The 23,278-nt window shown below is 41.0% G+C and carries 21 protein-coding genes; 14 read left to right on the top strand and 7 right to left on the bottom strand.

The genetic code is table 11. The features are described 5' to 3' along the window. The first annotated feature begins 25 nt into the window (after positions 1–25). From LCM09_RS18435 to LCM09_RS18460, 6 genes are all read left to right on the top strand, one after another. Complete coding sequence (locus tag LCM09_RS18435) at positions 26–1,039, top strand: DUF3048 domain-containing protein (protein ID WP_224884891.1); 1,014 nt, start codon at positions 26–28, stop codon at positions 1,037–1,039. Positions 1,040–1,054: 15 nt separating this feature from the next. Continuing rightward, positions 1,055–1,351: a YerC/YecD family TrpR-related protein gene (locus tag LCM09_RS18440; protein WP_224884893.1), complete on the top strand. Its 297-nt coding sequence runs from the start codon at positions 1,055–1,057 to the stop codon at positions 1,349–1,351. A 368-nt stretch (positions 1,352–1,719) separates the two neighbouring features. Next, complete coding sequence (gene pcrB, locus LCM09_RS18445; protein ID WP_224884895.1) at positions 1,720–2,409, top strand: heptaprenylglyceryl phosphate synthase; 690 nt, start codon at positions 1,720–1,722, stop codon at positions 2,407–2,409. A 62-nt stretch (positions 2,410–2,471) separates the two neighbouring features. Beyond that, complete coding sequence (pcrA, locus tag LCM09_RS18450; protein WP_224884897.1) at positions 2,472–4,691, top strand: DNA helicase PcrA; 2,220 nt, start codon at positions 2,472–2,474, stop codon at positions 4,689–4,691. Between the two features lie 26 nt (positions 4,692–4,717). Next, positions 4,718–6,724, top strand: coding sequence for an NAD-dependent DNA ligase LigA (gene ligA / locus LCM09_RS18455; RefSeq protein ID WP_224884899.1), 2,007 nt, complete (start codon positions 4,718–4,720; stop codon positions 6,722–6,724). Between the two features lie 13 nt (positions 6,725–6,737). Beyond that, the gene (locus LCM09_RS18460; RefSeq protein WP_224884900.1) at positions 6,738–7,946 is read left to right on the top strand and encodes a CamS family sex pheromone protein; all 1,209 of its coding nucleotides are present in this window, start codon (positions 6,738–6,740) and stop codon (positions 7,944–7,946) included. 40 nt (positions 7,947–7,986) lie between these two features. Here the strand turns inward: LCM09_RS18460 and LCM09_RS18465 are convergent, their stop codons facing one another. Next, positions 7,987–8,946 (bottom strand): metal ABC transporter solute-binding protein, Zn/Mn family, encoded by a 960-nt coding sequence (locus LCM09_RS18465; RefSeq protein ID WP_224884902.1) that lies wholly within the window; start codon positions 8,944–8,946, stop codon positions 7,987–7,989. Between the two features lie 279 nt (positions 8,947–9,225). Between LCM09_RS18465 and pruA the strand changes: the two genes are divergently transcribed. The 8 genes from pruA to LCM09_RS18505 all read left to right on the top strand — a co-directional run bounded on the left by pruA (position 9,226) and on the right by LCM09_RS18505 (position 19,478). After that, positions 9,226–10,773: an L-glutamate gamma-semialdehyde dehydrogenase gene (gene pruA / locus LCM09_RS18470; protein WP_224884904.1), complete on the top strand. Its 1,548-nt coding sequence runs from the start codon at positions 9,226–9,228 to the stop codon at positions 10,771–10,773. A 552-nt stretch (positions 10,774–11,325) separates the two neighbouring features. Further along, positions 11,326–12,789, top strand: a complete 1,464-nt coding sequence (putP, locus tag LCM09_RS18475) for a sodium/proline symporter PutP (RefSeq protein ID WP_263623078.1) — start codon at positions 11,326–11,328, stop codon at positions 12,787–12,789. 207 nt (positions 12,790–12,996) lie between these two features. Beyond that, complete coding sequence (gatC, locus tag LCM09_RS18480) at positions 12,997–13,287, top strand: Asp-tRNA(Asn)/Glu-tRNA(Gln) amidotransferase subunit GatC (RefSeq protein WP_224884906.1); 291 nt, start codon at positions 12,997–12,999, stop codon at positions 13,285–13,287. A 12-nt stretch (positions 13,288–13,299) separates the two neighbouring features. Beyond that, positions 13,300–14,754 (top strand): Asp-tRNA(Asn)/Glu-tRNA(Gln) amidotransferase subunit GatA, encoded by a 1,455-nt coding sequence (gatA, locus tag LCM09_RS18485; RefSeq protein ID WP_224885137.1) that lies wholly within the window; start codon positions 13,300–13,302, stop codon positions 14,752–14,754. 16 nt (positions 14,755–14,770) lie between these two features. Further along, positions 14,771–16,204 carry an Asp-tRNA(Asn)/Glu-tRNA(Gln) amidotransferase subunit GatB gene (gene gatB, locus LCM09_RS18490; RefSeq protein WP_224884908.1) on the top strand — a complete coding sequence of 478 codons (1,434 nt, stop codon included), beginning with the start codon at positions 14,771–14,773 and terminating at the stop codon, positions 16,202–16,204. Positions 16,205–16,500: 296 nt separating this feature from the next. Further along, entirely contained in the window at positions 16,501–17,460 is a 960-nt protein-coding gene (locus tag LCM09_RS18495) for a diacylglycerol kinase (RefSeq protein WP_224884910.1), read from the top strand. A gap of 112 nt (positions 17,461–17,572) precedes the next feature. Then, on the top strand, positions 17,573–18,943 hold the full coding sequence (rlmD, locus tag LCM09_RS18500) for a 23S rRNA (uracil(1939)-C(5))-methyltransferase RlmD (protein ID WP_224884912.1): 1,371 nt from the start codon (positions 17,573–17,575) through the stop codon (positions 18,941–18,943). A gap of 298 nt (positions 18,944–19,241) precedes the next feature. After that, positions 19,242–19,478, top strand: coding sequence for a hypothetical protein (locus LCM09_RS18505; protein WP_224884914.1), 237 nt, complete (start codon positions 19,242–19,244; stop codon positions 19,476–19,478). Between the two features lie 53 nt (positions 19,479–19,531). Here the strand turns inward: LCM09_RS18505 and LCM09_RS18510 are convergent, their stop codons facing one another. The 6 genes from LCM09_RS18510 to LCM09_RS18535 form a co-directional block, all read right to left on the bottom strand. After that, the gene (locus LCM09_RS18510) at positions 19,532–20,593 is read right to left on the bottom strand and encodes a DUF3231 family protein (RefSeq protein ID WP_224884916.1); all 1,062 of its coding nucleotides are present in this window, start codon (positions 20,591–20,593) and stop codon (positions 19,532–19,534) included. Positions 20,594–20,714: 121 nt separating this feature from the next. Then, positions 20,715–21,146, bottom strand: coding sequence for a CHRD domain-containing protein (locus LCM09_RS18515; RefSeq protein ID WP_224884918.1), 432 nt, complete (start codon positions 21,144–21,146; stop codon positions 20,715–20,717). Positions 21,147–21,339: 193 nt separating this feature from the next. Further along, on the bottom strand, positions 21,340–21,483 hold the full coding sequence (locus tag LCM09_RS21005) for a phosphatase PAP2 family protein (protein ID WP_224884920.1): 144 nt from the start codon (positions 21,481–21,483) through the stop codon (positions 21,340–21,342). A 2-nt stretch (positions 21,484–21,485) separates the two neighbouring features. Beyond that, a complete protein-coding gene (locus LCM09_RS18525) occupies positions 21,486–21,971 on the bottom strand; it encodes a phosphatase PAP2 family protein (RefSeq protein WP_224884922.1) in 486 nt (161 codons plus the stop codon). Between the two features lie 142 nt (positions 21,972–22,113). Then, positions 22,114–22,395 (bottom strand): hypothetical protein, encoded by a 282-nt coding sequence (locus tag LCM09_RS18530; protein WP_224884924.1) that lies wholly within the window; start codon positions 22,393–22,395, stop codon positions 22,114–22,116. A gap of 3 nt (positions 22,396–22,398) precedes the next feature. Next, positions 22,399–23,214 carry an alpha/beta hydrolase family protein gene (locus tag LCM09_RS18535; protein ID WP_224884926.1) on the bottom strand — a complete coding sequence of 272 codons (816 nt, stop codon included), beginning with the start codon at positions 23,212–23,214 and terminating at the stop codon, positions 22,399–22,401. Between the last annotated feature and the right edge of the window lie 64 nt (positions 23,215–23,278).

Here is a 23,278-nt window from a genome sequence, read left to right on the forward strand (position 1 = left end):
TTATAAGCAAAGGGGGCGTGACGACGTGGGGAAATTGCGCGTCTCACTGGCAATTATTTTGTCTGTAGGGTTGCTTGCCGGCTGTTCTCAAAAAGAACCTTCTCAGAAAACAGGAGCAGAATCAGCAAGCGTTCAAGAGTCATCAATGAATAAAAAAGTTGATCAAATTCAATCAGAAAAAGCTCCACTTACTGGAGTTGCTACTGAGAATAGCGATCAACGTGTAATCGCTGTAGTCGTGAATAATCATCCGAAAGCGAGGCCACAGTCTGGACTTCATAAAGCAGATATCGTATACGAAATGCTTGTTGAAGGAAAAATCACGAGGTTGTTAGCGATTTATCAAAGCGATTATCCAGAAGTTATTGGGCCAGTTCGAAGTGCTCGGGATTATTTTATTGAGTTAAATGCAGGATTTAACGGAATTTTTGTCGCGCATGGGTATTCACCTTCTGCTCAAGCGATCTTAAATTCTGGTGCAGTCGATCACTTAAATGGCATGCAATATGATGGAACGTTATTTGAGCGCGATTCATCCAGAAAGGCGCCACACAATTCATATATCACCACTGACAGTATTAAAAAAGGCGCAACTAATAATGGATATGAACTGAAACAAAGTCCTGAATCTTTTATTTTTGATAAAGAAAAAAGAGATTCAAAAGAAGATACATCTGTAAAACTTTCTTATAGCGACATGTATCAACTTTCGTACCGATACAATGATGGGGTTTACAAGAGATTTGTGAATGATGAATTGATGAAAGATCGTGAAACAATTGATCCGATCGCATTGGAGAATGTCCTGATCGTTGAAGCGAATCATCGGATTATTGATGATTATGGCAGAAGGGCGATCGATTTAGAATCTGGCGGAAATGCAGTTTTACTACAAGAAGGTGTAAAAACAGAAATAAAGTGGAAAAATGAAAATGGACGCATTACCGCGGTGAAAGACGGGAGTTCCGTTCCGCTTATTCCAGGACAGACCTGGGTGAATATCGTACCTGATATAAATATGGTTACAAGTAATCAGTAAGGAGAGTGCTAATACATGCAAATTGATAAACTACGAGGTAAAACACTCGATCAACTTTTTGAATCTATTCTTTCATTGAAAGATCTAGAAGAATGCTATTTGTTCTTTGATGATCTTGCAACCGTTAACGAAATTCAATCGTTGGCACAGCGACTAGAGGTTGCTAGAATGCTTCGAGAAGGCTATACGTATCATAAGATCGAAACGGAAACAGGCGCAAGCACAGCTACTATTTCACGTGTGAAACGTTGCCTGAACTATGGTAACGATGGATATCAAATGACACTCGATCGTGTCCATAATAATGATTAATTTTGAAAAATGAGCCGGTTTTCGGCTCTTTTTTTTGGTTTTGAGTAAAAAAAGCGAGCCCACTTCCGCATTTCGTATGTCCACCTTCTGGTCGCAGGAACTCCAATATTTCACTCTTTCATAGGAATACAAAAAGCGTGTTTCCATTCAAGAGTTCCAATATTTCCGTTCCAAAACGCGCCCCTCCGCTTTTCTTGTCTAGCTGCAGTGGGCCAAATCCTTCGGTCGTTTCACCCTTGCGATTGAGACACAAATCGTCTCATTCGCAAGGGCTCCAACGCCCTACGGATTTAAACGGGCCCACTTCCGCTTTTCGTTGTTTCTCTGATATAATCCAATTTATGAGGAAAAGTAGGAGGAGCGGTTTGATGTTTGATTATAGTAGTTGGAAGCATGTGTTTAAGCTTGATCCTAATAAAGTGATTGAAGATCATGATCTGGAGTTGATTTGTGAGTCTGGGACGGATGCGGTGATTGTTGGTGGGTCTGATGGTGTTACGTTAGATCGTACGTTGGATTTGCTTGCTAGGATTCGTCGTTATGCGGTGCCGTGTGCGCTTGAGGTGTCTTCAGTAGAGGCTGTTACGCCGGGGTTTGATTTTTATTTCATTCCGACCGTGATGAATACAAGTGATAGCCGCTGGGTGACTGGTTTACATCATGAAGCGGTGAAAGAATTTGGTGAAATCATGAATTGGGATGAGATCGTGATGGAAGGGTATTGTATTCTGAATAGCGATTCAAAGGTTGCGACATTAACGTCTGCTGAGACAAACCTTGAAGAAGGTGATGTTCTGGCTTACGCTCGTATGGCGGAGAAAATGTTTAAACTGCCGATTTTCTATGTGGAATACAGTGGAACTTACGGTGACGTCGGTCTCATAGAGAAGGTTAAGAATGTGCTTGAAGAGACGCAGCTATTCTACGGAGGCGGGATCGATTCTCCTGAGAAAGCGATAGAAATGGCTGCTTATGCTGATACGGTTGTTGTCGGGAATATTATTTATGATGATGTGAAGAAGGCACTGAAAACAGTAGCTGCTGTTAAAGGAAATTGATTCTCTCCTATTGGTCGGGTAAAATAGGAATTAAGAACATATGTTTGTAAGGGGTGCGAAACATGCAACGATTAGTTGATAAATTATTAAACGGATTGAATCCTGAACAGCAGGAGGCGGTCAAGCATACAGATGGCCCGCTATTGATTATGGCGGGAGCGGGAAGTGGTAAGACACGTGTTCTTACGCATCGTATTGCGTATTTACTTGTAGAAAAACAAGTGGCACCGTGGAATATTCTCGCGATCACGTTCACGAACAAAGCGGCAAGAGAAATGAAGGATCGTGTGTACACGATCGCTGGACCAGTCGCAGAAGATATCTGGATTTCAACATTCCACTCGATGTGTGTGCGAATTTTGAGAAGAGACGGCGATCGTATTGGGATCAATCGTAACTTCACGATTTTAGATTCTGGTGACCAGCTCACAGTAATAAAGAAGATCCTTAAAGACAAGAATATAGATCCAAAGAAGTTTGATCCTAGAAGCATTCTAGGAAGTATCAGTTCAGCAAAGAACGAACTTCAAACACCAGAAGACTTTAAGACGAGCGCGAAAGGTCCATTCGAAGAGATTGCTTCAGATGTATATGAGCAATATCAGAAACAGCTTCGCAAAAACCAGGCGCTAGACTTTGACGATTTGATCATGCGTACGATCACACTGTTTAAGAAGGTTCCTGAAGTGCTTGAATACTACCAACGTAAGTTTCAATATATTCATGTTGATGAGTATCAAGATACAAACAAAGCACAGTATGTACTTGTTAAATTGATGGCTGAGAAGTATCAGAACCTTTGCGTTGTAGGTGACTCCGATCAGTCGATTTATCGCTGGCGTGGAGCGGATATTCAAAACATCCTTTCATTTGAAAAAGACTACCCTAGTGCAAGAGTTATTCTATTGGAACAAAATTATCGGTCAACGAAGAAGATTCTTCAGGCTGCGAACGTTGTTATTGATAACAATATGAATCGTAAACCTAAAAAGCTATGGACTGATAATCAAGATGGTCCATCGATCACATACTACCAGGGGAACGATGAACATGACGAAAGCCGATTTGTGACAGGTAAGATTCTCGATATGGTGAACAGCGGTAAACGTACGAATTCTGAGATCGCCATTCTGTATCGTACGAACGCACAGTCACGTGTTATTGAGGAAATCCTCAATAAATCAAACATTACCTATAACATTATCGGCGGAACAAAGTTCTACGATCGTAAAGAAATTAAAGACGTGCTTGCTTATTTGCGTTTGATCGCGAACCCTGATGATGACATCAGCTTGCTTCGAATCGTTAACGTACCTAAGCGAGGTGTAGGTGCTTCCACAATGGACAAGGTAGCACGATACGCAGCAGATCAAGACATTTCTATTTTCACTGCTCTTCAAGAAGTTGAGCAGATGGGTCTAAGCGCTCGTTTCACGAAATCACTTGGTAGCTTCGGAAGTCTGATTGCAAACTGGACGCAAATGCAAGAGTATCTTGCGGTGTCTGAGTTAGTTGAAGAAGTTCTTGATAAGTCTGGCTACCGTGATGCACTGAGAAATGAGAATACAATCGAAGCGCAATCTCGTTTAGAGAACATTAATGAATTTCTTTCAGTTACTCAAGAATTCGAAAAAGCGAGTGAAGATAAAAGCTTAGTTGCATTCTTAACGGATTTAGCTCTAGTAGCTGATATCGATAAACTCGATGAAGATGAGACTGAGCATAAGGAAGCTGTTACGCTTATGACGCTTCACTCAGCAAAAGGGCTTGAGTTCCCAGCAGTGTTCCTAATCGGTATGGAGGAAGGCGTATTCCCTCATAGCCGTTCACTCTTTGAAGAAGAAGAGATGGAAGAGGAGCGCCGCCTAGCATACGTAGGAATAACGAGAGCGGAAGAAGAGCTCTACTTAACGAATGCTCGCATGCGTACGTTATATGGGAAAACAAACACGAACCCCGTTTCTCGTTTTATTGGAGAAATTCCTGAAGAACTAATGGAGAAAGAGGGTCAAGAAAAGCCTTCACCGTTTACATCCAATTCAAACTCTCGTACAACACGACCAGCTGCGCCAAAGAAACCTCGTCGTCCACAGCTTACATCTACAGGTGGAGAAGCACTTGCCTGGAAAGTAGGTGACCAGGCTAGTCATCGTAAATGGGGTGTTGGAACGGTCGTTAGCGTCAAAGGTGAAGGAGATTCAACAGAGCTCGACATTGCATTCCCTGCTCCTGTAGGCATTAAGCGACTTCTCGCTAAGTTCGCTCCGATTGAGAAAGAATAGCGTTCCTGAAAGGTGAGGGTTTGAAAGTGGCAAATGAGAATGCTAGTAAACGCATTGAAGAACTAAGACAACTTTTAGATAAATATAACTATGAATACCATGTCTTGGACAAGCCGAGTGTACCGGATGCTGAATACGACCGTATGATGAATGAGCTACTTCGTCTTGAAGAAGAACATCCTGAACTTCGTACGGATGATTCGCCTACACAACGAGTTGGCGGCCCGCCGCTAGAAGGGTTTCAAAAGGTCGAGCATCGAGTGCCGATGCTTAGCCTTGGAAATGCTTTTGGGGAAGAAGACTTGAAAGATTTCGACCGACGTGTACGAGATCGTATAGGCGAAAACTTTTCTTATGTATGTGAATTGAAAATCGATGGTCTTGCGGTATCTTTAATTTACGAAGACGGTTTGTTTGTCCGTGGGGCAACGCGTGGTGACGGTACGATTGGTGAAGACATCACGCATAACTTGAAGACCATCCCTGCAATACCGCTTCGTCTTAGTGAGAAGGTTAGTATGGAAGTACGTGGCGAGGCATATATGCCTAAGCCTTCTTTCGTCAAACTAAATGAAGACCGTGAGAAGAATGAACAAGATGTGTTCGCAAATCCAAGGAATGCAGCTGCTGGATCACTTCGTCAGTTAGATCCGAAAATTGCAGCTAGTCGTAACCTATCCATATTTGTGTATGGGGTAGGGACGGTAGACGGAAAAGAAATCGATTCGCATTCAGATGGACTCGATTATCTTAGCAAACTAGGTTTTAAAACAAATCCAGAGTGGAAACGCTGTGACACGATCGATGCTGTTATCGAATATATTGGTGGCTGGTCTGAAAGACGGCCTGATCTTTCGTATGAGATCGATGGTATTGTTGTGAAGGTGGATTCGCTTGAACATCAAGACGAGCTCGGTTTCACTGCAAAAAGTCCAAGGTGGGCAATCGCTTATAAGTTTCCTGCTGAAGAGGTTGTCACAAGGCTGCTGGATATTGAGCTTAACGTTGGTAGAACAGGTGTAGTAACGCCTACCGCTGTTCTTGAACCGGTTTTAGTCGCCGGAACAACTGTGCAGCGTGCTTCTCTTCATAACGAAGACTTAATCCAAGAAAAAGATATTAAAATTGGGGATTACGTTGTTGTAAAAAAAGCTGGAGACATTATTCCTGAGGTTGTTTCAGTACTTGAAGAGCGCCGAACAGGAGAAGAAAAGGGTTTCGCAATGCCTGAAACGTGCCCGGAGTGTGGCAGTGACCTTGTTCGTCTCGAAGAAGAAGTGGCTCTAAGGTGTATTAATCCAAAGTGTCCTGCTCAACTTCGTGAAGGGCTCATTCACTTTGTTTCTAGAAACGCGATGAACATCGATGGACTTGGTGAACGTGTGATCACCCAACTGTTTAGAGAAGAGCTTATCCATGATGTTGCTGATATTTATCAACTTAAGCATGAGCAATTGATCGAGCTTGAAAGAATGGGCGAGAAGTCGGTATCAAACTTATTAGAAGCCATTGCGGTTTCAAAGGATAATTCACTTGAGAAGTTGCTTTTTGGCCTAGGAATTCGTCATGTTGGATCAAAGGCAGCAAAGACGCTAGCTCAGCAGTTTGGTACGATGGACAGCTTGATGGAGGCAACGATCGAGGATCTTGAGGCGATAAATGAAGTAGGACAGAAGATGGCGCAAGCTGTTGTGACATATTTTCAGAACGAAGAAGTCCATGAGCTTGTTAACGAGCTTAAAGAAGCCGGTGTGAACATGACTTACAAAGGTCCTAAGCCTGTATCAGTTGAGGACATCGATTCATTGTTTGCGGGGAAAACCGTTGTCTTAACAGGGAAGCTCGAGCAAATGAGTCGTGGAGAAGCAAAGAAGAAGCTTGAAGAGCAAGGTGCAAAAGTAACAGGAAGTGTAAGCAAAAGCACTGACTTACTCATCGCAGGGGAAGATGCTGGTTCAAAGCTTGAGAAAGCTGAATCATTAGGTATAGAGGTGTGGGACGAAAACAAATTCGTCGAAGAGTTAACCAAATGAGGAGAGAGAATTAATGCGGAAGATGCGAGCGATCATCGGTAGTGTGATGGCTCTTTCGCTGGTTTTATCAGGCTGTGTCCCTAGTTTTATGAAGGACAAGCAGGAAGATTCAGTGGAAGTGCCTGATTCTAAGGGTGAAGAAAGTGAAGAAATGATCGTCAGTGAAGACATTAAGACATCTGAGAAGTATTACCGTTCCGTCCTAGAGAAAAAGGGAGACAAGAACTCCTTAGATGCTTCAGAAGTAAGAGGACTTATCACAGCTGGGGTTGATAACCGACTTGATGTTGATTCCCTTGAGATGGGCTTGATTCGACTGTCTCAGGAGCAGTTTGATCCAGAGAAGTATTTCTTTAAGGAAGGTCAGCTCTTTGATTCGGAGCAAATTCACAGCTGGTTATACAGAAAAAAGGGAGATAGCGAGGGGTTAAACCCTGCTCTTGGAGTCGAGGATGATCCTGCTCAGCACGAGAAAGTAATCGAAGCAGAAAAAAGCAATCCGAAATTCTTATCCTTTATTCATGAACAGGATTACTATGTACAAAACAAAGAGGATGAGCTTCAGCTAGGTGGTATTTCGATAGCCCTTTCTTTATATTCTGAGTATCCGTATTCAGTGTTAGATGAACAAGGGTTGAAATACACCGGAAATGTTGAGTTAGATCGTGAAAAAGTTATCCAACAAGGCAAAGAGGCAATCAAGCCAATTCTCAAAAAGATTCGAGAAGAACATGATGTCCCTGTGATGTTTACACTTTTCATTGAAGAGCCGAGACAATCGGTAGTACCAGGTAACTTTGTTGCTAGTACATTTGTTGAAGAAGGCAAGAAAAGTGCTGGTTTTTGGAAAGATCTAAATGAAGAATATGTGGCTTTTCCATCTGATGAAGCCGATAACGAGTTTCCTGCTGATGCTGAGAAATTCGCAGACTTTACTCGTGAGATTCAAGACTTCTTTCCTAACTTTGTAGGTGTGATTGGTTCAGGTTTTTACAAACAGGATGAATTGCGCCAGTTGAAAGTGGAAATCCCTATACAGTTTTATAGTAAAGCTGAGGTCATTTCCTTTACTCAGTTTGTTACTGGTCTAGTGAAAAAGCGTAACGATACGTTCCAACAAAACCTACCAGTATCCATTTACATCACGAGCAATGGAAACCCTGAAAGTATCATTGTGAAAGATCCAAATAAGGATGAACCGTTTGTTCATATCTATAACTAATGAAGAAGGCTTCTACGAATTCGTAGAAGCCTTCTTAACATTATTCGTTTAATGCTTTCTCTAATGTCTCGATATTTTGCTTCATTAGGGAAATGTAATCTACATCGTTTTCAATATCTTCTTCTGAGAGTACGGATAAGTTATGAATTCGTAGAGTTTCAAGTCCTAGCTCTTTTTGAACCGTTTTTGCTGGCTTAGGTGTGACATTTTGCTCGAAAATCATATACGACAAATCATAATTCTTCGCAGTTTCAATAATTTCTTCTAGCTGTTGTTGGGTTGGTTCCTGGGAGGGTGAAAGCCCAGTAACGCTTAACTGCTCAAGTCCGTAGCGCTTCTCCCAGTATCCATAAGCATCGTGAGAGATTAGAAACTCATTCTTTTCTGCATTGGAGACCATTGTCTTAAACGACTGGTCGATCTCTAATAAATCATCTTCGAGTTTCTCGAAATTGGATTCAAACTCATTCTCCTGATCAGGTCTTAGTTCGATAAGGCTGTCTTTGATATTTCTAGCTTGCTCAATCGCAAAAACAGGGTCGATCCAGACGTGAGGGTCTACATTCCCATGTTCATGTTCATGCTCATGATCCCCTTCACCCTCATCATGTTCTTCATGACCTTCTTCGGTTCCGGCAAGGTCAATACCATCTGAAGCTTCTAGAGTCGTAACACCTTCTTTTTGAAGGATATCCTTTGCGGTATCAGCAAAGCCTTCAAGACCAGCACCATTAAAAATAAACAAATCAGATTCTGCTAGCTCTGTCATCGTTCTGGTCGTTGGATCGAAACTATGTGCATCGCTCCCAGGAGGAATAATAGATTTTGCTTCAACAGCATCCCCTCCAATTCGTTCAGCGAAGTATTCAGTTGGGTATAACGTTGTATAGATCACAAGCTTGTCTTCAGATGTTTCATTGCTATCTGAATCTGAAGCACAGCCAACCAACAGAAACGTAAATAAAGATAGCACGAACGCTACCACCACGTATCTTTTCATAATAAACTCCCTTTACCTTTTACTGTGATTCACTGTAGTTCATTATATAGGAATTTATCCACCTTGCAAATAGTAATCTTTCCGATTTACGAATTAGGAAAATTATATAGAAATAGGGGTTTAGTAGAAAGTGATTTAGGAAACAGCCATATATAGGAAAAAAATCATATTATTCTATCTAAAATTGTGGCAATATTTTCTTTGTTTGAAGAATTGTGTTATCGCATGATAGAATAATAGATGTGAAAACGTTTTAATCGACAAGGAGGCTGGATTTACATGGTAGTACCTTACAAACATGAGCCATTTACAGACTTTACGGTGGATGAGAACCGTAAGGCGTTCGAAGCAGCGCTTAAGAAAGTTGAGGGTGAACTCGGAAAAGATTACGATCTTCTCGTAGACGGTGAAAGAATTAGTACCGATGATAAGATCGTTTCTATTAACCCTGCGAACAAAGAAGAAGTCGTAGGTAGAGTTTCCAAAGCAAATCAAGATATTGCGGAAAAAGCGATTCAAGCAGCTGATAAAGCGCTTGAAGGTTGGAGAAAATGGTCCGCTCGTGCCCGTGCGGATTTACTATTCCGTGCTGCAGCGATCGTACGCCGTCGAAAGCATGAATTTTCGGCGTATCTAGTAAAAGAAGCAGGTAAGCCATGGAAGGAAGCGGATGCTGATACAGCTGAAGCAATCGACTTCATGGAATACTATGCTCGCCAGATGATTGATCTTGGCGAAGGGAAACCAATAAACAGTCGCCCTAATGAGCATAACCGCTATGTTTATACTCCAGCTGGCGTATCTGTTGTTATCCCACCTTGGAACTTCGCATTTGCGATTATGGCTGGTACAGCAGTAGCTCCACTTGTAACAGGTAATACTGTTCTATTGAAGCCTGCAAGTGCTACACCGGTTATCGCGGCTAAATTCGTAGAAGTTCTTGAAGAAGCCGGTTTACCAAAAGGTGTGCTTAACTATGTACCAGGTAGCGGAAAAGAAGTAGGTGACTATCTTGTAGATCATCCTAAGACTGCATTGATTTCATTTACTGGTTCGCTTGAAGTAGGCACGCGTATTTATGAGCGTGCTGCAAAAGTTCAACCTGGCCAAAAGCACCTTAAGAAGGTAATCGCTGAGATGGGTGGTAAAGATACGGTAGTTGTTGATGATACTGCTGATCTTGAACTTGCTGCTGAAGCAATCGTCGTATCAGCGTTTGGATTCTCAGGACAGAAGTGTTCTGCCGGTTCACGTGCAGTAATCCATCAGGATGTTTATGATGAAGTATTAGATCGTGTAGTTAAACTTACAAAAGAGCTTTCTATGGGTGAAACGAAGAAACCTGATGTATATATGGGACCAGTTATTGATCAAGGCGCTTATGATAAGATCATGAGCTATATTGAAATTGGTAAAGAAGAGGGTCGTCTAGTTGCTGGTGGTAAAGGAGATGACTCCAAAGGATTCTTCATCGAGCCAACAGTATTCGCTGACCTTCATCCTGAATCTCGTATGCAACAAGAAGAGATCTTCGGTCCAGTTGTGTGCTTAACGAAAGCAACTGACTTTGACAACGCTCTTGAAATTGCAAATAACACTGAATATGGGCTTACTGGCGCTGTTATAACTAACAATCGTGAGCACATTGAGCGCGCGAAGGAAGATTTCCACGTAGGTAACCTTTACTTCAACCGAAATTGTACGGGAGCAATCGTTGGATATCACCCATTCGGTGGGTTCAAAATGTCAGGAACTGACTCCAAAGCGGGTGGACCTGATTACTTGATCCTTCATATGCAGGCGAAGACAATTTCTGAAATGTACTAAGCCATATCAGATCAAATAAGCACTCTCGTTATGTTCGAGAGTGCTTTTCTTTTTGTTTTTTTTACCTTTTGGAATGTAATTTAGTAAAACAGGTTATTATAAAAAAAACAAATTTCGAAAGAAAGTTTCAAAATGATGATTAACATGTCGATTTGGTGGGTAGATGTTACTAGAGTATGTCTTTTGTTTACATATTCGCCAATTAATTTTAATTAATTTAATTGAATACTTATTCTACATACTACAATATGGAACTCTATGGAAGGGTTATATTGAATAAATATACATAAAAAGGTTTATTATATAATATTTTCATTGTTCAGAAAAATATTTTATGATATAGTAATCATTGGTTTGTAAAAGGACTTATGGTCTATAAAGAAAATTTAAATTCTCAGGAAAATGCATACCTGTGAATAATGACTTAAAGGAGGTGAAAGTGTGGAATACACCTTAACAACAGCAACTTGGTTCTGGCTGCTTATACCAATGCCTTTATTAGTCATACTATCAATAATTACATTTTTTACTGAAAGGAGAGAATAGTACTAGATGAGTATTGAAACGCCTACGTTAGTCACGTTTATAGTATACCTTGTCGGAATGCTTGCAATCGGTCTAATTTCTTACCGACTAACAAGCAACTTATCAGATTATGTTCTAGGAGGAAGAAGATTAGGTGGATCTGTTGCTGCACTTAGTGCGGGTGCATCAGATATGAGTAGTTGGCTCTTACTCGGACTGCCTGGTGCAATGTACGCAGGTGGTATGAGCCAGATTTGGATCGGGATTGGGCTCGCGGTCGGAGCTTACCTGAACTGGCAATTCGTTGCAACACGTCTTCGTCGTTACACTGAGGTAGCAAATGATTCTATTACGGTTCCAGATTATCTTGAAAATCGTTTCCGTGATAAATCAAAAGCTCTTCGTGTTATCTCAGCAATTGTCATTCTTGTATTCTTTACATTCTATACGTCTTCAGGTCTAGTTGGGGGCGCAATCCTGTTTGAAAGCTCGTTCGGCATGAGCTACGAAAGTGCTTTGTGGATCGGTGCAATCGTAATTATCTCTTATACGTTCCTCGGCGGTTTCTTAGCAGTAAGCTGGACAGACTTCTTCCAAGGAATCTTAATGTTCCTAGCTCTAGTAGTTGTACCAATCGTTGCGATCTTTGAAATGGGCGGTTGGGGTGAAACAGTAAATCAAGTTGGTGAAATCGACACAACTTACCTTGATATTTTCACTGGTATGAGCTTCATGGGTATCATTTCCCTTCTTGCTTGGGGACTTGGTTACTTTGGACAGCCTCATATCATCACACGATTTATGGCAGTTAAATCATCAAAAGAAATTCCAAAAGCACGTCTTGTTGGTATGACTTGGATGGTTGTTTCACTATTCGGTGCAATCTTCACTGGTTTCATCGGTATCGCATTCTTCTCAGGCGGTCTTGATAATCCTGAGACAGTATTTATCGAATTTACTCAAGTTCTATTTAACCCTTGGGTTTCAGGCTTCTTACTTGCAGCAATCCTTTCTGCAATCATGAGTACAATCGACTCTCAGCTACTAGTATCTTCTAGTGCTGTTGCAGAAGACTTCTACAAAGCGATCCTTCGTAAGAACGCAAGCCAAACTGAGCTTGTATGGGTAGGTCGTATTGCTGTACTTGCAATCGCATTACTAGCTATCCTTCTTGCTTACAACCCTGAAAGCAGTGTACTTGGTCTTGTAAGTTACGCTTGGGCAGGATTTGGTGCCGCATTCGGACCAGTTATCATCCTAAGCTTGTTCTGGAAACGTATGACTCGTAACGGTGCGCTTGCAGGTATCCTAGTAGGTGCTTTCACAGTTATCATCTGGAAGCAACTATCTGGTGGTCTATTCGACCTTTACGAAATTGTACCAGGATTCATCCTTTGCTGGATCGCAGTATTGGCATTCAGCTATGTTGGTAAAGAACCTGGCCCAGAAATTGAAGCAGAATTTGATGAAGCTAAAACTTCTGAAGTGTAATAGAACGATAAGGGCTCACTCCATTCGGAGTGGGTCTTTTTTTGTTCTTAATACAAGTAGTTCGAGTAGATGGGGAAATATAAGGACATAATCGTTAAACAAACGTTTGTTTAATATTGACAAAACGGCATTCTGTTGCTTAATGAAGTCCGTTTTTGGTATCATCTATATATTGCAGGTTGTTCGAATTTTACGGAGGTGAAAGAGATGTCCAGAATTACAAATGAACAGGTTAAGCATGTTGCAAACCTGGCAAGACTTGAAATGGATGAATCAGAAGTCGAAAAGTTTACAACTCAGCTAGACGACATTATTTCGATGGCAGAGCAGCTGAATGAACTAGATACAGATCATGTTGAACCAACTACTCACGTTCTTGATTTGAAGAATGTTCTTCGTGAAGACAAAGTACAGCCATGGCTCTCACGTGAGGAAGCGCTGAAAAATGCACCAGATGAAGAAAATGGACAAGTGAAGGTTCCATCAATATTCGAGTAAGGGAGGTATGAGATACCGATGTTTGATAAAAGCATAAGCGAGCTACATAGCTTGCTACACAAGAAAGAACTATCAGTCAGTGAACTTGTTCAAAGTTCGTTTGACCGTATTAACTCGGTTGAAAACAAAGTAAAGGCATTCATGACTTTAAATGAAGAAGGGGCAATGCAAGCTGCAAAATCCCTTGATGATAAGTTAGGTACGGAGGATGCAAGAGGGTTACTCTTCGGATTACCGATTGGTGTGAAAGATAACATCGTTACAAAGGGTCTTCGTACAACTGCTGCAAGTCAGCTATTAGGAAATTTTGAACCATTACATAACGCAACAGTGGTTGAGCGTTTGCAAACTGCTGAAACTGTTACGGTAGGAAAACTGAATATGGATGAGTTCGCAATGGGTTCTTCAAACGAGAATTCAGGTTTCTATGCAACACGTAACCCATGGAATACAGACTATGTTCCAGGTGGATCAAGCGGTGGATCTGCTGCAGCTGTCGCAGCTGGAGAAGTTTTCTTCTCACTTGGTTCTGATACTGGTGGCTCGATTCGTCAGCCGGCAGCATTTTGTGGTGTTGTTGGGTTAAAACCAACGTACGGCCGTGTTTCTCGTTTTGGATTGATTGCCTTCGCATCTTCACTCGACCAAATTGGTCCAATTACAAATACAGTAGAAGATAACGCATATCTTCTTCAAACACTTGCAGGACATGACAAGATGGATTCAACATCAGCGAATGTTGATGTACCTGATTATCTTTCTAATTTAACTGGAGATGTGAAGGGTCTACGTATTGCTGTGCCTAAGGAATATCTAGCTGAAGGTGTAGATGAAGATGTGAAGAACAAAGTTCTTGCCGCACTGAAGAAGCTTGAAGAACTTGGTGCAACGTGGGAAGAAGTTTCTCTTCCGCATTCAAAATATGCTGTAGCAACGTACTACCTACTATCCTCTTCTGAAGCATCAGCAAACCTTGCTCGTTTTGATGGAGTTAGGTATGGTGTTCGTGCTGAAGCTGATAACCTTCTTGATGTATATAAGAAAACAAGAAGTGAAGGCTTTGGTGAAGAAGTGAAGCGTCGTATTATGCTTGGAACGTTTGCATTAAGCTCAGGTTATTATGATGCTTACTACAAAAAAGCCCAAAAGGTCCGTACGCTAATCAAGAACGATTTTGAAAAAGTGTTCGAAGACTACGATGTAATTATTGGGCCTACGACACCGACACCTGCATTTAAAGTGGGCGAAAAAATCGATAACCCATTAACGATGTACGCTAACGACATTTTGACAATTCCGGTTAACCTTGCTGGTGTACCTGCCATCTCTGTTCCATGTGGATTGTCTGATGGACTTCCTGTCGGATTACAAATAATTGGAAAGCATTTTGATGAGAAGACAGTCTATCGCGTAGCTCATGCATACGAGCAAGCAACTGATCATCATAAAGCTAAGCCAGAGCTGTAAGGGGGGACGACTGAAAATGAATTTTGAAACAATTATTGGACTTGAAGTTCACTCGGAACTAAAGACAAACACGAAGATATTCTGTAACTGTTCAACGAATTTCGGTGCGCCTCCTAACACGAATGTGTGCCCGATTTGTCTAGGACACCCTGGTGTACTACCAGTTATGAATGAACAGGCTGTTGATTTTGCAATGCGAGCTGCTATGGCACTTAACTGTGAGATTGCAGAAGACACGAAGTTTGATCGTAAAAACTATTTCTACCCAGATAACCCTAAGGCATACCAGATTTCTCAGTATGATAAGCCGATTGGTGAAAACGGGTGGATCGATATTGAAGTGAACGGCAAAACAAAGAGAATTGGTATTACTCGTCTTCACCTTGAGGAAGATGCAGGTAAACTGACTCATGTGGATGGCGAAAATCATTCACTCGTTGACTTTAACCGTCAAGGTACACCTCTTGTTGAGATTGTATCTGAGCCGGATATTCGTACGCCTGAAGAAGCATACGCTTATCTTGAGAAGTTAAAAGCGATTCTTCAATATACAGAAGTATCTGATTGTAAAATGGAAGAAGGCTCTCTTCGTTGTGATGCGAACTTGTCACTTCGTCCATATGGACAAGAAGAGTTCGGAACGAAGACAGAGCTTAAGAACTTGAACTCGTTCGCGAACGTTCACAAAGGTCTTCAGTACGAAGAAATACGCCAAGAAAAAGAGCTTCTTGCTGGGAATGTAATCGGCCAAGAAACTCGTCGTTACGATGAAGCTGGGAAGAAAACGATTCTTATGCGTGTGAAGGAAGGGTCTGACGATTACCGTTACTTCCCTGAACCAGACCTTGTTCGTCTTTCGATCGACCAAGCCTGGATGGACCGCGTCCGTAATGACATCCCAGAACTTCCAGATGCACGACGTGAACGCTATGTGAACAAGTATGATCTTCCTGAATACGATGCGAATGTTCTTACGCAATCTAAGAAGATGTCCGATTTCTTTGAAGTAGCAATCGAACAAGGAGCAGATCCTAAGCAGGCTTCGAACTGGCTGATGGGTGAAGTTTCTGCATACTTGAATGCGAACTATAAAGAAATTGATGAAGTAGCTCTAACACCTGAAGGTCTTGGCAAGCTTATTGCATTAATCGATGAAGGCACCATATCATCTAAAATTGCTAAAAAAGTATTTAAAGACCTTATCGAAAAAGGTGGCGACCCTGAACAAATCGTTAAGGATAAAGGACTTGTACAAATTTCTGACGAAGGTGAGCTTCGTAAAATTGTTACAGGTATTCTTGATGAAAACGAGCAGTCTATTGAAGATTATAAGAATGGTAAAGACCGCGCCCTTGGATTCCTTGTAGGTCAGGTTATGAAAGCGACTAAAGGTAAAGCCAATCCTCCAATGGTTAACAAGCTAATTGTTGAGGAAATGGATAAGCGATAGTAAGGTATGAAAGCCCTCCGAAAATGGAGGGCTTTTTTAATGGCTGAATTAGGAGCAGTATGCGTGTGCTACTTGAATTGCTTTTTTAGGATGAAACGAATATAATCATATCTGAGGTTATTCGGCTTGAAACGGTCACGGTGATGTGGGCGTTTTTTGTTTGTTAAACATATATTATTAGGAGTAACGTTTGAATTTGTCGAGCGTTTAAGTCTTTTCAAACATAAGAAAACAGACTACTATTGGTTTATAATGGTAAGTATAGAATAGAGATACAGAAGATAGGATGATGAAGGATGAAACGTGCTAGACTGATCTACAATCCCACGTCCGGAAGAGAACAGGTGAAACGTTCGTTACCATATATACTGGAACGTCTTGAAATAAACGGATATGAAACATCTGCACATGCGACTACTTGTGAAGGAGACGCGATTGAAGCGGCTCGTATCGCAGTTGAGAGAAGGTTTGACCTTGTGATCGCGGCTGGCGGAGATGGAACGATATATGAAGTGATTAATGGAATAGCTGAGCAGCCGTACAGACCGAAGCTTGGTATTATTCCTGTTGGAACGACAAATGACTTTGCTCGTGCCATCGGTGTGCCGAGAACGGTAGAGGGCGCTATGGATGTTCTTTGTGAAGGACTTGAGATGCCGATCGATGTAGGTCGCGTTAACGAACACTATTTCATAAATATCGCTGGTGGCGGACGTTTGACGGAATTAACATATGAAGTCCCTAGTAAGCTGAAAACGATGCTTGGTCAGCTTGCTTATTATATGAAGGGAATCGAGATGCTTCCTTCTATCCGTCCAACAAAGACACGAATTGAATATGACGGGAAATTATTCGAAGATGAAATCATGCTTTTCCTCGTGTCTAACTCAAACTCGATTGGTGGATTTGAGAAGCTTGCACCCCATGCGTCTCTGAATGACGGTCTTTTCGACCTTATGATTTTGAAGAAAACCAATATTGCTGAGTTTATTCGAATTGCGAGCAGTGCCCTAAGAGGGGATCATATCAATGACCCTAACGTGGTTTATAAAAAAGCGAGTAAAATTAAAGTGGAAGCCGTCGATAAAATGCAGCTTAATCTTGATGGCGAATATGGAGGTCCTCTCCCTGCAGAGTTTACAAACCTCTATCGTCACATCACGATGATCGTCCCATCAAAAACGAATAAAAAGCATTCAACAGATGAAGAAGCGATGAAAAACTCCTTACCTGAGGAGGAAAAGTCAGAGAATTAATCTCTGGCTTTTTTACTTGGTATAAATTGTTCAGGGACGCACTAATTTCTATATCGATTCACACTGTGGTACAATTTTTGTACATGACATTGAACGGAAAAGGACTGAAAATATGAGTATCCAAGAAACGCCCGTAACAAAGAACGACATAGTTGAAGTTGAATTTAAAGATCTCTCTCATGATGGTGCCGGTGTCGCTAAAGTTGAGGGGTATACGCTCTTTGTTCCTTATGGAATTCCGGGCGAAACAGCGAGAGTGAAAGTAGTCAAAACGAAGAAGGGCTACGGATTTGGTAAAATCATCGACGTATTGGAAGAAAGTGAAGAACGAAACACGCCGCCATGTCCGATTTTCTATAAGTGTGGTGGTTGTCAGACGCAACACATCACGTATGATAGTCAGCTAAAGTTTAAACAAAAACAAGTGAAAGACGTCATGGAGCGAATTGGGAAAATCGATGTTCCGATTCATGAGGTTCTTGGTATGGAAGACCCATGGCGTTATCGAAATAAAGCACAAGTTCCTGTTGGTGAAGAGGGTGGAAAGATCGTTGCCGGTTTTTACCAGCAGCGTAGTCACAAAATCATCGATATGGATCAATGTCTCATACAAGAGCAAGAAAATGATCGTGTGCTAGAAGTTGTTAAGGGTATTGCTGAAAAGTACGGAATCCGTGCCTATGATGAGCGTTCTCACCGTGGTACGTTACGACATGTTGTTGCTAAGTATGGTAAACAAACGAAGGACGTTATGGTCGTTCTTGTCACAAAGCAGAAAGATTTACCGAACAGAAAGAACATCATCCGTGATATAACGAAACAAGTACCAGGAGTGAAGTCGATCGTACAAAACATTAACCCGAAGCGTACGAACGTCATTTTTGGTGACGAAACGCGCGTGCTCTGGGGGAATGACTATATTTACGATACGATCGGTGATATCAAATTCGCTATATCTGCACGCTCATTTTATCAGGTGAACCCGGATCAGACTAAAGTGTTATATGATCAAGCGTTGCATTATGCGGGATTAACTGGAGAAGAAACGGTTATCGATGCGTATTGTGGAATTGGAACGATCTCTTTATTCCTAGCACAAAAAGCGAAAAAGGTTTACGGAGTGGAAATCGTACCTGAAGCCATTGAAGATGCGAAGCGAAACGCCGAACTGAACGGTATTTCGAACGCAGAATTTGAAGTAGGAGAAGCGGAAACTATCATTCCAATGTGGAAAAAGCAAGGCATCGAGCCTGATGTCTTCGTCGTTGATCCTCCTCGTAAAGGCTGTGATGAGTCTCTATTAGAGACGATTCTTGAAATGAAGCCAAAGAAAGTCGTTTACGTATCGTGTAACCCAGCAACGCTAGCAAGGGATCTTAGAATACTTGAAGATGGCGGGTATGAGACGAAGGAAGTTCAGCCTGTTGATATGTTTCCGCATACGACTCACGTGGAGTGTGTGACCTGGTTAGTTCGAAAATAATAGGATGAAAATGGAATTAGATAGAAAAAAACAGGTGAATTGAAATAGAAAGAGAATGACTACTTAATTGAGAATTTGTAAGATCTCATAGTAAGAGTCATTCTCTTTTTTTATATTCTATAACTATTTAACTCTAAATGATGCATAATCACTAGAACTTACATAAGGAGAGGTGGGGCGTGTGTGATAATGAGGTTATTAAAGAAACAAGATGGGGGAGTCTTTGTCCTTGTAGCGGCTACATATAACGCAATCCATAATTGCGGATGGTGATATCTACATTGACGCGCAAAACATTGTGCTTGATAGCCCTATTATCTATTCAAAGAATGGAAAAATCGAGGTGAAAAAAGGGAACGTCGTCATCAATGGAACGTTGTATTCACCGAAGAGTGAAATTATTGTTAATAACAGTGGAGCACCTGTGACTGTGAATGGAAGTATCATTGCAGACTTTATCAGATTAAATGGACCAGGAATTAGTGTGAATAGTAAAGCTACTTCTACAAATGGAGTAGTACGTTTAGTACAGTAAGAAATAAAAAAAAGAAGAGCACCTACATACAAATAGGTGCTCATCATTTATTATTACTTTGCTAATGCATCACGATCTGCAGCCATTGGAGGTTGCTCAAGCCATCCTTTTTCAATGAGAAGCTTAACTCCATCATCTGAGAAGTTTGCAATTTCCGTCACAAGCCTTCCAATGTCGAGACCAATATCATGTCTGAATGAAGACCCTAAGCCTAGTGCGTAATTTAATAAACTCCCAGCGTTCGCGAAAGCTACATGAAATAGCATTAATTTTTCTGAGAAAGGTGCAACTTTGGATTCTAATACTTCAGGGTCCCAGAGCTGTGGAGCTGGTAAGTGATCCTTGTTCAGAAGATCCTGTAGAATCTTAATGTTTTTGTGTGAGAGATCTCTGCCCCGGAGCATATATTTCTTGATGTCTTCACAGGTCACAGTCTGACTGAATGCCATCATTAGCGATTTCCCCAGTTGATTTGAATCTAAATTTACATACATTGCGGTAATTTCTGTTGCTGTCATAGGTCGTTGTTTACCAAATAACTTATGTAAGAAATCCTTAGACTCTACAAATTTCACTTCATCGGGAATTGGAATAAATGGTGCCCGAATAATAAACCCTTTTGCTAACAAGCAATTCATAGCATCTTGATAGAGTTCGCTAATGTCATCTATACATTCGTCGAAGTATGCCCTTATGTCCTCTCTAAATGATACGGTCAATGCATTTGCAAACTGTATTAAGTTAATTCGCATTGTTTCCTTTAGATAAAAAAGGTAGAACTTATCAGTAAAAATCGCCGGTGCATCGTTTTTGATGTCATTTTTACCAAAACCAGTCGGGATCGCAAAATTCTCTTTGTTAAAGATATCAGTCAATTTTGTTATGTGTTTTTGAGAAATGTTTTGCGCTTTCTGCAGTAATTCTTTTATACGCTGGTCGTCTACATTTGTTAAATAGTGTGTATAAACGCAGTCTAAAAGTGTTTCACCGATATAGTTCTTCCATAGCTCGCCTAGTTCAGTAGAAGTTAAGGTAATATATCTACCGTCTTGAGTATCCAAAATATCACGCTCCTTGCCACCTAGTTTCTCCACTAACATTACGGTTATGCTCATTTAATTCACAGTGTGATGCTCATAGATTATTAATGATTCTTGGGAGTTAGCTACCGTATTATTCATGTATGGTAAAAGTATTAAAAGACCGGAATCCAATAGGATACCGGTCTCAGATCTATTAACAAATTGGTCTTATTTGTCCACGGATTTCACCAGCTAAATTTTGTTCAGTGTGAACGTTGACGTACGTTTTGCCCTTTTTCATCTTCTTAATAAGATCTTTTACATTTTTTACACCAACATTATTTCTTTCAATATCTTCGTCGGTAATAACTCCTGTTACAGTTCCTTTACGTGTGGTGATACCATTTTGATCAGCGAGTGTCGCTAGGTCTGCACCGAAAAGAAATGCAAGAACTGGACCATTTTCGCCTTTTTCTCCAAAATGAATGTGAGCTTGTACAAAATTTTCGATGTTTTCTACTTCTAAAAAGAACTTAAGCTGAGTTTGTCGTCTATTTGAAATAAACTTTGCAACTCCACGTGCGTTTGATCTTACTGGTGGAACTTCATTACGTCCCTTTAGAATTGCGAAAAATCGACTTCTCATCTACTCACCTCCTTTGCAGGATTACAACATTATATTCACTTGAAGGTAATGTGTATAGGTGAGGGACTAGCACTGGATTAAAAGACGATTTAAGAGAAGAATTAATGTTAAACTAATAGTGGAAAAAAGTTACAGAATAGAGCACCCCAGGGAGTGCTCTATTCTGTATAGAGGGATATCCTATTTGTAATGACTATCCAGCGCGACTGCTCAATTTATTTCTGAAAAGCGCATAAGCATACATAGCAGCAATTAAAATTGCTCCACCCAAGCAATACCCACCAAGAACGTCAGTGAAATAATGCTCTTGTGTAACCAAACGACTAAAACCGATCACTACTACAAAATAAGTGCAGTAAACAGACTCATTTTCTTCACAGTTGAACTCTTTACATACTGAAATAGGAAGTAGATGATCAATCCGTATAGAATGACGCCCATGGTTACATGTCCGCTAGGAAAGCTAAATCCTTCCGCAACGACACCTTCAACAGTGGGCCGTTCTCTTTCGATGAGCCCCTTAAAATACTTATAAGAATAGTTACCGATGACGACAGCGAAGGTTACTGTGATCAAGCCGAGTATATTCTTTTTGAACGCTAACACAATAACAAATAGTACTAATAATGAGATGACGATAGGTTTAGAAGCAAGGTGGGATATTGTTTCTAGTATTTCCACAGTGGCATTCGGTGATTTCGCAAAAAAGTGAGCTAGAGTTTCATCGAGTGTTGGAGTGTTATTCTTTGATACGATAATTGCTAGAATCATTCCGATACTAATTAAGCTAATGAAAAGGATCGGATGTAGAAGTTTTCTTTCCATGTGCTCCTCCTAGATGATGAAGATCATTTAAAAGTTAATCAAACGTTTGTTTGAAAAGGAAGTAGGAAGTAGAACGGATTTTCTACTTCCTTTATTTTATACGTTTATCGGTTTGAAATTAGGAAATGGGTGATTCGCTTCTTCAAGTGAAGAAAGGCTGGTCATTTCTGCAACAGTCATAAATTTCTCCCAAAAATCCATGACTACAGGTGATTTGATGAGCTTCATCTTTTGCAGCAACAGATTTCCATTCGAAGATTTCTAAAATGGTCCCATCGATTGCTTGTAGGTGAAGTGGCATTCGGTCTTTAATCAAGTTTTCTCTTTGTAGTGTTGGTAAGTGATCTTTCACTATTTCTAGTAATTCATCTTCTTTACCAGGATGGGGACGATAGAGTGCGATTGCAACAGTTGGTTCAGACATTCGTTAGCCTCCCTTAATTGATAAGTATAATAGCTCTACTTCTTCCATGACCATTTCCCAAGCTAAGGTAGTTGTATTTGTCAGCATGAAATGTTCTGCTTGTGGTAACTCTACTAACTTTACAAAGTCTCCTGCTTCTTGGGCTTCTCTATGATACTGATTACTGATGCCGATCGGTACATGGATATCTAGCGCCCCATGGATGAGGACTTGATGCACGTCTAAAGGTAGAAGTTCGATAGGGGATGCGTCTTTGTACCGTTCAGGAAATTCCTTTGGAGAACCACCAATCAAATCAGCTGTTGGATTGTTAGGCTCGAGTGATAAGGTCTCATCTCGGTATTCATGTACATCATGCATCATCTCAAGGTCTGTTACACCTGCAAGACTGATAACACCTCCGATTGGAAGAGGATGTACTGAGGTATGCAGTGGACTCTCTTTAGTAAATTTATGTCTAGCTGCTAACCATGTCGCAAGATGACCTCCTGCAGAGTGCCCAATGGTAATTACATTGCTCAAATCAAGTGCATGTCCTTCCCTTAACGTATAAAGATGGTCACACGCTCTAGCAACGTCCGTTAATGTGTCTGGCCAGGCTTTACCTCGTTCTGACACCCTCCGATATTCAATGTTCCATGTTGCGATACCATTTGCAGTCAATGCTTCAGCAACGCCGGTCATTAGATCAAGCTTGAAAGGCTCTCTCCAAAACCCACCGTGAATCACAATCGCAACCGGGTGGGGGCCATCACCTTTGGGGATGCGCAGTTCTCCAAACTGATCTTCATCGTTTCCATAAAAAAATTTTTCCATCATGTCACCTCGTTATGAAAGTCGTACTCCTTTCATTATCTCATATCGACACGTAGGAACAATCTAT

It is taken from the genome of Guptibacillus algicola, assembly GCF_020171805.1.
GTDB lineage: Bacteria > Bacillota > Bacilli > Bacillales > Guptibacillaceae > Guptibacillus > Guptibacillus algicola.